The 13,785-nt window shown below is 35.8% G+C and carries 13 protein-coding genes; 9 read left to right on the forward strand and 4 right to left on the reverse strand.

The annotated features are described in order from the left end of the window. A complete protein-coding gene (locus ATE49_RS09155) occupies positions 1-684 on the forward strand; it encodes a TrmH family RNA methyltransferase (RefSeq protein ID WP_034866296.1) in 684 nt (227 codons plus the stop codon). 76 nt (positions 685-760) lie between these two features. On the opposite strand, the gene ATE49_RS09160 is transcribed toward ATE49_RS09155, so the two are convergent. Genes ATE49_RS09160 through tsaD form a run of 3 tightly spaced genes read right to left on the reverse strand, consistent with a single transcriptional unit; the run spans position 761 to position 2,931 of the window. Further along, on the reverse strand, positions 761-1,456 hold the full coding sequence (locus ATE49_RS09160; protein ID WP_065081922.1) for an RsmE family RNA methyltransferase: 696 nt from the start codon (positions 1,454-1,456) through the stop codon (positions 761-763). Between the two features lie 53 nt (positions 1,457-1,509). After that, entirely contained in the window at positions 1,510-1,869 is a 360-nt protein-coding gene (locus ATE49_RS09165) for a four helix bundle protein (protein WP_065081923.1), read from the reverse strand. Positions 1,870-1,914: 45 nt separating this feature from the next. Continuing rightward, positions 1,915-2,931, reverse strand: a complete 1,017-nt coding sequence (tsaD, locus tag ATE49_RS09170; RefSeq protein ID WP_065081924.1) for a tRNA (adenosine(37)-N6)-threonylcarbamoyltransferase complex transferase subunit TsaD — start codon at positions 2,929-2,931, stop codon at positions 1,915-1,917. Positions 2,932-2,933: 2 nt separating this feature from the next. Between tsaD and ATE49_RS09175 the strand changes: the two genes are divergently transcribed. From ATE49_RS09175 to ATE49_RS09190, 4 genes are all read left to right on the forward strand, one after another. After that, positions 2,934-7,682, forward strand: a complete 4,749-nt coding sequence (locus tag ATE49_RS09175) for a translocation/assembly module TamB domain-containing protein (protein ID WP_065081925.1) — start codon at positions 2,934-2,936, stop codon at positions 7,680-7,682. 147 nt (positions 7,683-7,829) lie between these two features. After that, on the forward strand, positions 7,830-8,297 hold the full coding sequence (locus tag ATE49_RS09180; RefSeq protein ID WP_009089420.1) for an Lrp/AsnC family transcriptional regulator: 468 nt from the start codon (positions 7,830-7,832) through the stop codon (positions 8,295-8,297). 69 nt (positions 8,298-8,366) lie between these two features. Beyond that, positions 8,367-8,750, forward strand: a complete 384-nt coding sequence (locus ATE49_RS09185) for a hypothetical protein (RefSeq protein ID WP_034866291.1) — start codon at positions 8,367-8,369, stop codon at positions 8,748-8,750. Positions 8,751-8,805: 55 nt separating this feature from the next. After that, positions 8,806-9,150 (forward strand): hypothetical protein, encoded by a 345-nt coding sequence (locus tag ATE49_RS09190; protein ID WP_059155207.1) that lies wholly within the window; start codon positions 8,806-8,808, stop codon positions 9,148-9,150. A gap of 35 nt (positions 9,151-9,185) precedes the next feature. Here ATE49_RS09190 and ATE49_RS09195 read toward each other — a convergent pair whose 3' ends face one another. Beyond that, positions 9,186-11,042, reverse strand: a complete 1,857-nt coding sequence (locus ATE49_RS09195) for a helix-turn-helix transcriptional regulator (protein WP_065081926.1) — start codon at positions 11,040-11,042, stop codon at positions 9,186-9,188. A gap of 316 nt (positions 11,043-11,358) precedes the next feature. Between ATE49_RS09195 and ATE49_RS09200 the strand changes: the two genes are divergently transcribed. From ATE49_RS09200 to ATE49_RS09215, 4 genes are all read left to right on the forward strand, one after another. Then, positions 11,359-11,679: a DUF4870 domain-containing protein gene (locus ATE49_RS09200; RefSeq protein WP_065081927.1), complete on the forward strand. Its 321-nt coding sequence runs from the start codon at positions 11,359-11,361 to the stop codon at positions 11,677-11,679. Positions 11,680-11,716: 37 nt separating this feature from the next. Then, positions 11,717-12,178 (forward strand): hypothetical protein, encoded by a 462-nt coding sequence (locus ATE49_RS09205; protein WP_065081928.1) that lies wholly within the window; start codon positions 11,717-11,719, stop codon positions 12,176-12,178. Positions 12,179-12,181: 3 nt separating this feature from the next. Beyond that, a complete protein-coding gene (locus ATE49_RS09210) occupies positions 12,182-13,129 on the forward strand; it encodes a DUF3829 domain-containing protein (protein WP_065081929.1) in 948 nt (315 codons plus the stop codon). Between the two features lie 208 nt (positions 13,130-13,337). Beyond that, positions 13,338-13,784 carry a hypothetical protein gene (locus ATE49_RS09215; RefSeq protein WP_065081930.1) on the forward strand — a complete coding sequence of 149 codons (447 nt, stop codon included), beginning with the start codon at positions 13,338-13,340 and terminating at the stop codon, positions 13,782-13,784. Position 13,785: the final 1 nt, after the last annotated feature.

Consider the following 13,785-nt stretch of genomic DNA (forward strand, 5'->3'; position numbering starts at 1 on the left):
ATGAATGATCCGCGATACCAAGATGTCTATGAGTATATGAAGGGATTTCTTACCGAAGAAAGACTTTCTAAAATTGAGAAATATGCAGAAGAAAGCTCCGATTTTGTATTGCCTGTGCTGGAGAATATATATCAGTTTCGCAACGCAGCAGCAATTATTCGTTCGGTAGAAGCCTGTGGATTTCATAAGATTGCAGCATTGGAAGAAGAAAATGTATTTAATCCTAATACCAGAGTTGCCCGTGGAGCGGATACATGGATGCAGGTGGAAAAAATGCCTAAAACAATGTCTTCACTGCAGCAGATCAGAGACAAAGGTTATAAAATATTAGCCGTTTCTCCGGAAAAAAATGCGGTTTCTTTACCGGAATATGAGCTGAAAGAACCTGTAGCCTTAATATTTGGTACCGAGATGGAAGGCGTTTCTCAGGAAGTATTGGATTTCGCAGATGAAACTCTGATTATTCCGATGTATGGTTTTACCCAGAGTTTTAATGTTTCTGTAGCTGCGGCTATATGTATGTATGAGCTAAAACAAAAACTTCTGAAGTCGGATATTGATTACAAACTATCTGATGAAAAAAAACTGGCAATGAAAATTCGTTGGGCTGTTAACAGTGCCCGGTCTGGCGATGAAGTGTTGAATCATTATCTGAAAAAACACAATATAGAAGCTGCTTTCTAAGATTAAATAAAGCCAGAATATAAAAAAATGGTCAGAATGCATTTCTGACCATTTTCTATATGTTATAAATATAAGGTTAAAACATTTTTTCATATCCCCAGGCTGCTACAAATACACCTGCGGTTTCTGTGCGAAGACGCTGAGGTCCCAGGCTTACAGCCTTGATTTGTTTTTCTTTAAGCATCTGGATTTCTTTCAGGCTGAAGTCTCCTTCTGGACCTATAAGGAAGCAAATGTCTTTTTGTATTTGCAGACGGGTAATATCCTGTCTCTCTAATTCCGAATGGCAATGTGCTACATAGGTTTTTTCAGCATTTACCTTTTGCAGGAAATCAGAGATTTTAATCAGGTCATTTACTTGTGGGAAATAGAAACGTAAACTTTGCTTTGAAGCTGCAATAACCTGCTTTCTGATTTTATCAATATTCAGATTTTTACGTTCCGTTTTTTCGGTTAGTAAAAAGCTAATTTCTGTTACACCCATTTCAGTCGCTTTCTCAATAAAGAACTCAGTGCGGTCAATATTCTTAGTAGGAGCAATGGCTATATGCAGATGATGTGGGAAATCAGGCGTTTCTGTTTGTAGTTCAGTAACTTCGATTAGCGCCTTTTTTCCTTCAAAATAAAGTTTGCCATGTGCTAAAGCACCTTCTCCATTGGTAACCGAAATCTCTTCACCTTCCCGCATACGCAAAACCTTTGCAATATGTTGTTGGTCTTCTTCATTAATCTGAACAGTGTTTTCAGTAATATTTCCGTAAAAAAGTTTCATTAAAAGGTAAGATGTTAATTTGTGTAATTGTTTAATCGCGAATATGCTAATTATTAAGCACTGAATCTCTTTTCGAGAGCGTTTAGCTGATTCGCAATATGTTCTATTTTCTTTCGTAATTCAATATAGACTTCCTCAGATATTAATTTTAGCTCAACAGAAATAATTAAAAAATTTAATAATTCTATAGTGGAACCATATGCAATGTTTATAAATCTGCTTTTGTCTTTATTAGATTTTCTTGTGGACCCTTCCGCAATATTAGCAGCAATACTAACCGATGATCTGTTCATCTGTGAAGTTAATCCAAACCGTTCTTTTTCAGGGTAATTCGACGTTAGCTGATAAATAATTACAGATAAATTTTTAGCATTCTGCCATACCTCTAATTTTTCAAAATAAAACTGATGCATAATGGCGATTTTACGGTTACATGATTAATCGAATTTACAAAAAAACTACAAATCATATTTAGCAGTAGCAGTAGCTCTAAGATCAGTAAATTCTCCTTTCTCGTATTTCAGTTTGGCAACCATTGCAATCATTGCAGCATTGTCTGTTGTATATTCAAACTTCGGAATGTAATAATTCCATCCTTTTCTCTCAGAAAGCTCTTGTAGGGCACTTCTCAGTTTTGAGTTTGCAGATACGCCACCTGCAATGGCAATTTCTTTTACACCATAATCATCAGCCGCTTTTTCCAGTTTTTTCAGGAGAATATCGATGATGTTTTTCTGGACAGAAGCACAAAGATCATTCAGGTTTTCTTTAACGAAATCCGGATTCTTTTTTACTTCCTTTTGAAGGAAATATAATACTGAAGTTTTAATCCCGCTGAAAGAGTAGTCGTAACCCTCTAATCTAGGCTTGTTGAATTGAAAAGCATTTTCATCCCCTTCCTTAGAAAGTTTATCTATAATAGGTCCGGCAGGATAATCCAGATCCATAATCTTACCTATTTTATCAAAAGCCTCCCCGGCAGCATCATCTATTGTTCTGCCAAGAATTTCCATATCGAAATAATCTTTTACCAGTACAATCAATGTATGTCCACCACTTACAGTAAGGCAAATGAACGGGAATTTTGGTGGGTTAGGATTAGCATCTTCAATGAAATGTGCAAGGATATGTGCCTGAAGATGATTGACTTCTATCAACGGGACATCCAGAGACATCGCTAATGATTTAGCGAAGGAGGTTCCCACAAGAAGTGAACCCAAAAGACCAGGTCCCCGGGTAAAACCTATGGCACAAATTTCATTTTGTTGTATATTTGCTTGGTTGAGTGCTTGGTGAACAACAGGAATAATATTTTGCTGATGCGCGCGGGATGCCAGTTCTGGTACAACGCCACCATATTCCAGATGGATTTTCTGGTTGGCTGCGATGTTGGACAAAATGTTATTCCCCTGTATGATGGCAGCAGAAGTGTCATCACAAGAAGACTCAATACCTAAAATAACAGACTTGCTCATAGATGGCAAATTTAGAGAATAATAAGGACAATAACGAAAAACCGATTGAAAAGCAGATCGGAAAAGCTGTAGATAAAACCATAGATACGGTTTCTAAAGCGGTAGATGACGCAGAACACTTTGCCGAGGATGTTGCAAAACAGGCAATAGAAGATGCATCACATTACAGCTGGTGGGCCAAGCTATTATTGTACCTTTTTTATATAGGATTGGGTATAGTCGGGCTGTTTTTTATTATTGTCAGCCTCCCGGTTACCAAAGACTGGGCAGCTACTAAAGCTTTAGGCTCCCTGAACAAAGATTTCGGAATCGAAATTTCTAAAAAAAATGTAGAGCTTAATATTTTCGGAGATGTTACCATAGAAGGATTAGAAATAAAAGACCACAGAGGTTTTCCTTTTATAAAAGCAAAAGAATACCGGGCGAGTTCCGACTGGTTTTCTTTACTGGACATTGGAAAGACGAATACTTTGGCTTTTAAGTCCATGGTTTTAAAAAATGCTGATGTAAAAGTCATTACTTATAAAGGTGACTCTATAGACAACTTCAACCGCTTTATCAGCAAATTCGATGATGGCAAGCCCAGAAATCCTAATAAACCAATATTTCAGCTGCGTTCCAGAGTACAGATTCTGGATAGTAAAATTTCTATTGTCAATCAGAATCATACCGGTGAGGAGGCAAAATGGCTGACAGCAGATCATTTTAATCTTACAGCTCCTTTACTAAAGGTTAAAGGCCCTGATGTAAGTGCCCGGATTAATAATATGACATTTCAGACAGTTCGTTGGGGGAAAAAGCACCTTGTGGAAACTTTCTCTACGGATTTCTCTTTGACTAAAGAAAAGCTTACATTTAAAGATCTTACATTAAATACAGATCATTCACTACTAATGGGAGACCTTGTTCTGAACCTGGATAAGAAAACCCATTTTGCAGATTTTACCAATAAAGTTTTCTGGAATATGACCCTGAAGCAGGGAAGCCAGGTAAGCGGTTATGATATCAGTTATTTTGTAGACAGATGGGATAACTATATACCGATTAATATTTCCGGCCAAATGGATGGCCCACTGAACAAATTTACACTGAAGAACTTTTTAGTTCGCGGGAAAGATGTAAAAGTTCAGACATCCAAAATGCAGGTGAAGGATCTCCTCAAAGGTAAATACCATATTACCACAGATCAGATGTCTGCAGACTTCACATATCCTGATCTGCGTGCTATGCTGCCGAAATTTATTTCCGGGAAGATGGGCAATTTTGCAGATGTTTTCCAGAATATAAAGTTCAATGGTAAAGCAGATGTAGATCCGCACCGCGTTATTGCCAGTGGTAATCTAATCACAGGAATAGGGCAGGCCGAAATAAAAAGCGTAACCCTCTCGGATTACAGTTCAAAAGATCCAAAATATGTAGGCGATATTTTTGTGAAAGACCTTAATGTTACAGCATTTACCAAAAATAAAGATGTAGGACTTATTACAGGGAATATCAATGTAAATGGACAGGGATTTGATGTTAATACACTTTCGTTACAAACAAAATCCGATATACAGCGTATTCAGATTATGGGGAAAGATGTACACAATCTTTCTTTGGATGGTAACCTTGCTCAACGGAAATATGACGGACTTATCGTTATTAACGATGACCAGATTAAAGGAAATGTAAAAGGGCTAATTGACTTTAGTACCAAAAGAATACAGGCTGATGTAAAAAGTGAGATAGAATATCTCAATCTGAACTATTTCGGCAATAATGCCAATGCTAATGCCAGCGTAAGCGGCATTTTCGACGGTAAAATTTCGATGACAGATATTAATGACCTTAATCTGGATGCCAGTCTGGAAAATCTGAAATTTACTTCCTCCGATCAGAAATTTGAAATACCAAATGCCAATGTCAAAGCCTTTTTCGATAACGGAAACAGAATTATTGATGTAGATGCACCAGGCGCTGCAAAAGGTAAAGTTGTAGGACGTTTTAATCTCGGAGATTTGGCCGGTATGGCACAAAGTGGTCTTGGAAATGTATTGGTAGGTTATCTGCCGAAAAAAATATACAAAGGACAAAATTTTGATCTGGAGTTCGATGTGCAGCAAAAGCTTATCAGCTATTTCTTACCAGATGTATATATCCCTTCCGGAGCTCATATTAAAGGAGCTTATATAGGCGATACCAATGACCTTAATTTGGATGCGGATGTACCAAGTCTGAGATATGTAATGACTAAGAAAGAAGAGATTAAGGAAGCCGACAGAGCATTGGCAAGACTTAATCCTCAGTATAAAATAGAAGAAAAAGCTGTTGTTACAGACAGTGCTGTTGTGGACAGTATTCATCTGAAAATTAATACAGCACTTCATCAGGAGCAGATTCTGGCAAATATTCAGAAAATAAAATACGACAAGAATATTGTAAGGAATATTGTGCTGAAAGGAACTAATGAAGATGACAAAATTCTGCATATTGCTTCCACATTTAAAGTTGGAAATGAATCGCAGGATGCCTCCGGAAAACTTAAGGAATATGCAGTCAACCTGAATCAGGTAACTGATCCCAACGGAGATATTGCTGTACGTTTTGAACCAACATCCGTAAAACTGAATAAGGATACCTGGAGTGTGGACACGTCCGCAGAGCTCAACCATTCTATTGTTTACCGAAAGAAGCAAGGAGATTTTCTGGTGAGTAACCTTAGGTTATTTTCAGAAGAAAGTAGTATTCTGATTAACGGAATGTTTAAAGGCGGAAAGGATTTTGATACCGAAATAAAACTAGATAACCTGCAATTGGCTAAAGTTCTGGCTTTTCTGCCGGGAGAAAACAGTATGGATATACGTGGTATTGCCAATGGGTCGGCAAAGATCAAAATGAATAAAAATGATCTTCAGCCTATTGTCGATATTAAAGTTGAGGCAATTAAAATGAGTGGGCAGGATGTAGGTAATCTTGTATTAAATGCTAAAAACAGCAATGCTGTAAATGTTTATGATATCGACGCACATATTGCATCGGACTCCGGAGTATTGGGGGATAATAATCTGGCTCTTCACGGAACAATTAATAACAATACACCTTCTCCAACATTAGACCTTACAACATCGTTAAAAGATTTTAATATCGCATTTGCCGGAGAATTTGTAAAGAGTCTTTTTTCTAACCTGAGAGGTAAAGCCAATGGTGAAGTGAAAATATCGGGTCCACTGAGTAATGTTGATTATTCTGGAGATATTTCAATGACCGGACTTGGATTCAAATTTATCTTTACAGGTGTAGACTACAATTTTGCAGATGCGGTAATTCCGGTTTCCAAAGGTCTGGTTATTCTGGACGGACTTAAAGTAAATGATGGAAGAGCTAATTCTTCCGGAACTATAGCAGGAGCTATTAATTTTGAAAACCTTTCATCACTAGGAATCAACCTTATTATACAGGCAGACGATTTATTATTGTTGAATACTTCTCAAAAAGATTTCGATACTTTCTGGGGACGAGTTACCGCAAAAGGGATTATCAACATTTCAGGTTTATCTTCAAAATTAAACATAGATGCCAAGGCTGCCGTTCTTGGCGGCAGCGAATTTACACTGAATACCAGTACAGCGTCTTCGGTTGAAGAGTTTAAGATGCTGAGGTTCCTTAAGGTAGACGAAAAAACAGGTGAAGTTTCTATAGAACAAAAAGTAAACTCAGGAGCCAATATGAACATTGGTCTGATCCTGGATGTGGATAAAAACTCTACAGTAAATGTACTGGTGGGAGATAATGTTGGGAATATTAGCGTCAGAGGTATGGCCAATAACCTTAGATTCAATATGAACCGTACCGGAATGATGTCTATGAATGGAGTTTATGCAGTAGATAATGGTACGTTTGTTTCTAAAGCGATCCTGGAAAGAACATTCCAGATTCAGAAGGGAAGCAGTATCTCGTGGGACGGAAATGTAATGAACCCGGATCTGAATATTGTGGCAAATTACTACAGAGTTGTTACCAATCTTGGGGAATACCTTACTGTAGGAAAGCTTCAGCCTACGAATGTTGAATTGCAGATTAAGATTAAAAACAAAATGCAAGAGCTGAACCGACAAGGTGCTATTGCTATGGATATTATATTACCGGATGCTTCCAGTCAGATTCGCGAAGCTTTGGCTTCTAAACTAAATACAGAAGACGAGAAGATTAAGCAGATCGGTTCGGTACTTATTATGAACAGCTTCAACGTAACCTCTTCTTTAGATGGAGTTACGATAGGGAATGCAGCGGTATCTACAGGCTACAGTATGCTGTTCAAAAATCTGGCATCAGTATTTAATGCTATTAGTAACGATTTCCAGATCGATATGGATTATATTAAAGGAGATCAGGCATCCAATACAGGAGACCGTGCCAATACAAGTGTTAATCTAACCCTTTCTCCGCGTGTGAAAATTAAAACAGGTATTGGTATTCCGATTACCCGTACTGCAGATGTACAGAACAATTACCTTTCTGGTGAAGGCTCTATAGAGTACGATGTTTCCAAGGCAAATGATGGAAGTCTCGTTCTTCATGCTTATTCCAAACCAGCCAATATTGGACTTGTGGTAGGATCTAACGCCAGTGATAATCAGAGTTATGGAGCCGGTGTAGCTTATACCAGAAGTTTTAATAAGTTCAGTGAACTATTTGGAAAAAAGAAAAATAAAGAGAAGAAGAAGAATAAAACTGACACCAAAGCCGTTCAGGATTCTATAAGAAAGTAACGTATCTATTTTGTTGTTTTTATCGTAATTGATTTTTTATAGTGCATATATATTAAAAATCGTTAAAGTTTTTTGTTTAAAGTATATTTTCTTAAATTTGCATTATAAATAAAGAATAATATTTTTTTTTAAATTAAAATAAAAATTATGAACTATCAATTGGACGAAATAGACAACAAGATTCTTGGCTATTTAGTTGCAAATACGAGAATGCCTTTTACAGAAATTGCAAAATTAATGGATGTTTCTGCGGGGACTATTCACGTAAGAGTTAAGAAGATGGAAGATGCAGGAATTATCCTGGGATCTTCTCTGAATATAGACTATGGGAAATTGGATTACCATTTTACTGCGTTTATCGGTATCCTGCTTACAAAGTCTAACAGAACGCAGGAGGTGTTAAAGGAATTAGCAAAAATCCCTAATGTTGTGGAGGCGAGTGTTATTTCTGGAAAATATAACATTTTTATTAAAATAAGAGCTAAAAACACAGATGACGCTAAGCGCATTATTTATCAAATCGATGATATTGCAGATGTTATGCGTACAGAAAGTATGATTTCTATGGAAGAATACTTAAGTGATAAAAATCGTCTTATTCAGGCAATTATTTAAAACTTTATTTAATAAATTTACAGTACAAAAGCTTTTGAATTTTCAAAAGCTTTTTTATTATTATTTTATATGGAAGAACAGGACTATTTCGAAAACGAACATGAGCCAAAACGCGGAACCCCTTTTTATTTAATATTGGGAGTTTTATTGTTATTATTGATTAATAATCTCAATGTAGATTATATGACAGTAGGAATGAAAGAACAAATGCAGATACCACAATGGTATATTACCTTGCTGTTTAGTCTGGATGCTCTGGCTATTTTGTCATTAGTAGGGATTTATTACTTCAGAAAAATTGCAGTTTACTTGTTTCCTGTGCTCATTATGATCCACTTTATTATTCACCTGAACTATCTGATGACATTCCTGTATACAGATGTATTTATGATGTTCTTTTTTATTGGAGTAGGTCTGTTGGTATTTATTCCGAAGTGGAGATCTTTTAAATAGTCTTCCGATAACATATTGGCATCTTCGATCACTTTAAACCCCCAAAGTATTTGCTATGAGAAAGTTTTTTGTATTTGTTACGGTTTTTAGCAGTTTGTTGTTTTTTGCAAAAAATGATGTGCCTAAACCATATCCATCTTTTAATAGAAACATTAAAATAGTTGCCGGGCAAAAATATGCTTATGCAGAGGTTGTTTTTCAGCATTATTATAAAGATAAAACATGGGTGAACGGTAAATATGTTAGTGATAATATAAGGGCAGATATTTCCAAAACGACCAGTCCGTCGCAAGCTCTTGATATTATGGGCGAAAATGGCTGGGAGCTCACAACTTCATTCACCCGGAATTTTGACGGTGGGTACGAATATTACTATTATTTTAAGAAAGCGATTAATTAGGCTGTAATTTTTTGCACCATTAGCTTACCAGCTGTTTACAGGATTTTATCCGGATCCGTATTGCCTAAGATCGCTGAAAAGAAAGTATCGAGATCAGTATCTTCATCCAGTCCAAACTTCTTTTTCAGGCGGTATTTTGCCATTCTTACACTCTTTGGCTCCACATGTAACAGATGGGCTATTTGTTTTGTATCCATTCCCAGATAGATATAAGAACAATATTTTAAATCTAGCGCCGTAAGTCTTTGCAGCGCTTTTTCACTGATACTTCTAAAGAAATCCGGATGCACTTCCTGAATTCTGAATTTAGCTTTTTCAAAATCCTTGTCTACAAGACCTACTTCTTTTACTACCTGATTAATATTGATATCTGTATCCGATAATCGGGTTTGTAATTGCTGAAGGACTTCATTTTTGTGCTGAAGATGCAGATGGTTGGCCAGTACTTCGGTTTGTAATTTCTGTTGCTGCAAGGTCAGCAATTCTTGTTCAGCTTTTAGCCTCGCTTGCTCTTCTTTTTCCAATTTTACCTGTATTTCGGCTTCATTTTTTTCTGTATTCAGCTGTTTTTCTCTTACCAGAGAATACCTGAGTCGGAAATGATAGGATCGGAACATAAAGAAAGCACCGGTTAAGCCAATGCATCCCAGTATAATATATAATAGTTTTTGCTTTTCCAGGGATTTTACTTCTTGCTCTTTCTTATCGGATTGGTATTGTGCTTCCAGCCTTTTCACATTGGCAGCTTCATCTTCATTAAACTGCTCTACACTATATTTTGTTACCTTTTTCTGATATTCCAGTGCTTTTGCCAGGTTTCCTTTCTTCTCATATAATTCTGCCAAGTCATTTACAATCTGTATCATGATATAATAATAGACTGGTGACTGCGTTAGTAAAATTGTTTCTGCCTGCAGAAGATATTTTTCCGCCTTATCGAGATCGTTATCCCGTGTTGCAAGATTAGCGAGCATACCAAATCCTCCAGCCTGTATAGATTGTGGTTTTGTTGTATGTATCGAAGCGTTTAGAGCCTCACCAATGTTATATTCTATTTGTTTGCGAAGGTCGTCTGTTAGTTCAGGAAAGTATTTCAGCAGGTAACTGGCTGTATTATTTCGGGCGATAGCATAAGTGTAATCGGATACCTGTCCCGGAAACTCGTTATACAAAGCAGCCGCTTTTTCGGAATTATTCATAATAGCTTTCAGGTCTTCCCGGCTGTTTGTTTTTTCATATTGATAGGTATATGCAGTTGCCAGCGCAGAATAAGCATTGCTTAGCTGATTTTTGTTACCGGATTTTTCAGCCTGTTCTATACTTTTTCGGGCATATTTAAAACTGTTTTTCAAATCATTCCAGGTGGTATAGGTACCATACAGCAAATAGTATAGTCTGAATTCAAGCATTGGGTCACCTTCTGTTTTTTCCAGTAAGGACAGGCTTTTCAGAATGTATGTTACTGATTTTTTATACTCGTAGAGCGAGTGCGTATAATAGGCAGGTAAAAAGCTGGCATATGCCTGTGCTATTTTATTAGTGGTTTTGGAGGCACTTGTAGAGGCGGAATCTATATAAGGCTGTACCTGATCATATTTCTCCAGATTACACATTATAATTCCTTGGAAAACATGGGCTTTTGTTATTGCCAGCAGATTATCTGATGTTCTGGCAAGTTTTAGGTATTGCTTGTTATAATCGGAAGCCTTATCATATTGCTGTTCGTTCCTGTATTTTTCAATAACAAGTTCATAAACTTTTAGCTTTTCAGCAACAGTTAGTTGTTCCGTTTTTAATCGGTTAACCAGGCTATCTGTATAGATGTTTTTTGCTTTTACAGAATGGAACAAAAGAATACAGAATAATAGTATCAGATAAAATTTCCCTTTCATTAAACAAATGCTTTATTAATAATGTGTTCAGATTCTGTATTATTTTTTATAGAAGTCTTCGGTTTGGTTATAATTTTAATAAAAGTAACAAAAATCCACAGCCTACCCAATTATATCACAACTAAATGTGTTTTTCAATTTATTGTTATTCAGTTTATTACAAAATCTGTAGTCACTCTGTAGTCGTCTGCTTTTTTATGGTAGCTGTTCTGTAGTAGCTGTAAAATTGATTTTACTATTCCGATTGTACAATTTTGTCACAGTCAACAGTAAAACACAAAACAACATATTTTATTAACCTTTAATCAATTTTATTATGGACAACAAAACTTTATCAGTCATTTCGTACATCACTTTTATCGGATGGATCATATCTTTTGTTATGGGAAAAGATAATGCCAACAGTTTGCTGAAATACCATCTTCGCCAGTCTTTGGGATTGGTCATCTTTAGTATTGTACTGAGTATAGCACTTCAGATTATCATAAGTATTTCAGGGCTCTATATCTTAGGCTATCTGGGGCTTATAAATTTTGCATTGATGATTATTGGAATTATCAACGCAGCAAATGAAACTGAAAAGCCATTACCATTAATTGGGAAAATGTTCGAAGATAAATTCGCATTTGTAGGCTAAGCAAAAATATTCCTGCATTTAAAGTAACTATATAAATATGTCGGTCTATAAACATTTGAAAAAAGATGGTACCGGGTATCTTGTAAAACAATATCCTTCGCTCCAGCATGTGATAGTACTGGCGTGGATACTCATTGGTCTTGTTCTGATAATTAATACCAGTTACTTTAAAACGGGTATTGTAATATTTGTATTGTCATTGCTCATTACAATATTAACTTTTCGGGGACCTCAGATTTATATAGATATCAGTAAAGAAATAATTACTGTAAAACATGGTTTCAGACAGAATCAGTATGATTTAAAATATTTTGAAGGATTTGAACTGCAAAGTTTTGTGCTGATGGGTTTCATTCCGATAGGCAGTTATTTGTATGCTAACTTTAAAGATGTACCTAAAATAAAACGTCCGGCAATATCACAATCTTTTGGTAAAAAAACAATGCAGGAAGTATATAATGAGTTAGAAGAATTGATAAACAATAAAAACACACAATAAGGAATGAAAAAAATAACAATTGCAGCAGGTATTTTTATACTCACATTTACTGCTACATCCTGTGACAAAATAAAAGAAAAGTTATCACAACAGGACAAAACCACCAGGGTAAATCCATTTAGTGTTGATTCCGGAAACGAGAGCCAGGATATTATTGCTTTCAATAATAAAATAGTAAAAATGGATAAAGCACAGGCAGACTATATAAAAAGCTTTGAAGAAGGTTTAACCAGTATGGATGATTTTGTTAAAAATGCTTTGGCAAATCCAAATGCTATGCGTTTCACTCCCGTATCTACACCCATCTCTACATTTATTGCTCTTGAAGAAATAAAAGCACCAAAAGTATTAGGAGGCGAATACCAGAAGTTAGCGGATAAAATGATCAGCACATTTAAAGATCTAAAAGCGCTGCAGGAAGAACTGTCTGCTTATAAGAATGCTGAAGACTGGAAAGATGATAAAGGGAAAAAGGTTACTGAGATTAAAGCTAAGGCTGATAAAATTATTGAAGAAAACCGAAATGCTGCAAGTCAGTTATTTACAAAGCTAGAAGATAAAGCTGACAAGGCAGAGGTAGAAATGTTAAAGAACCACCCGCTTAAACAGCAGATTACCCAATCCAAAGAGATATTAGATCTTACGCAGAAGATTATTGATGATTCTTATGATATTAAAGACGAATCTGCATATAAAAAGCTTTTTGCACAGCAATACCAACAATTAGAGAAATTATATAACCGGAATCTTGAGAATAAAATCCCGTCTGCAGAGAAAAACAAAGAAGCAAGCTATAATTCATTTAACAATGCTGTAAATACTTTTTTGGGGCAAATGCGAATTGTACAGCGCAGTATGAATGAAAATAATGAGCAGCTGATGAGTGATCTGGATGACTTAGAAAGAGAAGCTAAAGATGTACTCGGCCGGTATAATTATTTTGTGGATTAAATCAATAGGATATAGTAAATAAGAGATGAAAAAAATATTAGGCATTATACTTATCATTATAGGCTTTTGTATTACTGTATTAGTGAAAATAGGTCCTTCCGAAAAAACAAAATGGGTTTTTACTTACGGGGACTTACCAATAATAATTATAGCATTAGCCATTATAGTTCCGGGGTTAATAATCTATAATAAAAACAGATAAAACATCATGTATAGATTCTATAAAAAAGAAAGTAATCGGTATATTTTCAAAAACCAACCTGTATTGATGTTTATATTGGCTCTTCTTGTCTTTATAATAGCAGGAATGTCTTATAATGTTTCTGCAATACTGGGAATTGTTATTGCAGCTGTAGCAGTTATTATCATTATAAATTTTTTTACCAAAAAGTTTATAATCGATATGGATCAACTAACGGTTACCGGAAAACACGGAATCTTTATTCCTGAGAGGACATATCCGATATCAGATTTTATAACCTTCGAAGTGATTCATACCAAATATATGGGACTTATTACAACCAACCTCATATTGGCGGCTTATTTCCAAGTGGATGGGAAAGAGAAAGTACTCACTGTTGGTCAGGCAGTGACTACAAGAGCTATTCAGCGCTTGCTTAATGAGACAGAAGATATTATGAAAAGTAAGACGTAAG

Origin of the sequence: Elizabethkingia miricola, assembly GCF_001675285.1 — a bacterium.
Classification (GTDB): domain Bacteria; phylum Bacteroidota; class Bacteroidia; order Flavobacteriales; family Weeksellaceae; genus Elizabethkingia; species Elizabethkingia miricola.

Bases quoted from the DNA above. Each gene is read 5' to 3' on its own strand.
- ATE49_RS09155 (WP_034866296.1), top strand. From the start codon at position 1: ATGAATGATCCGCGATACCAAGATGTCTATGAGTATATGAAGGGATTT.
- ATE49_RS09160 (WP_065081922.1), bottom strand. From the start codon at position 1,456: ATGAAACTTTTTTACGGAAATATTACTGAAAACACTGTTCAGATTAAT.
- ATE49_RS09165 (WP_065081923.1), bottom strand. From the start codon at position 1,869: ATGCATCAGTTTTATTTTGAAAAATTAGAGGTATGGCAGAATGCTAAA.
- tsaD (WP_065081924.1), bottom strand. From the start codon at position 2,931: ATGAGCAAGTCTGTTATTTTAGGTATTGAGTCTTCTTGTGATGACACT.
- ATE49_RS09175 (WP_065081925.1), top strand. From the start codon at position 2,934: ATGGCAAATTTAGAGAATAATAAGGACAATAACGAAAAACCGATTGAA.
- ATE49_RS09180 (WP_009089420.1), top strand. From the start codon at position 7,830: ATGAACTATCAATTGGACGAAATAGACAACAAGATTCTTGGCTATTTA.
- ATE49_RS09185 (WP_034866291.1), top strand. From the start codon at position 8,367: ATGGAAGAACAGGACTATTTCGAAAACGAACATGAGCCAAAACGCGGA.
- ATE49_RS09190 (WP_059155207.1), top strand. From the start codon at position 8,806: ATGAGAAAGTTTTTTGTATTTGTTACGGTTTTTAGCAGTTTGTTGTTT.
- ATE49_RS09195 (WP_065081926.1), bottom strand. From the start codon at position 11,042: ATGAAAGGGAAATTTTATCTGATACTATTATTCTGTATTCTTTTGTTC.
- ATE49_RS09200 (WP_065081927.1), top strand. From the start codon at position 11,359: ATGGACAACAAAACTTTATCAGTCATTTCGTACATCACTTTTATCGGA.
- ATE49_RS09205 (WP_065081928.1), top strand. From the start codon at position 11,717: ATGTCGGTCTATAAACATTTGAAAAAAGATGGTACCGGGTATCTTGTA.
- ATE49_RS09210 (WP_065081929.1), top strand. From the start codon at position 12,182: ATGAAAAAAATAACAATTGCAGCAGGTATTTTTATACTCACATTTACT.
- ATE49_RS09215 (WP_065081930.1), top strand. From the start codon at position 13,338: ATGTATAGATTCTATAAAAAAGAAAGTAATCGGTATATTTTCAAAAAC.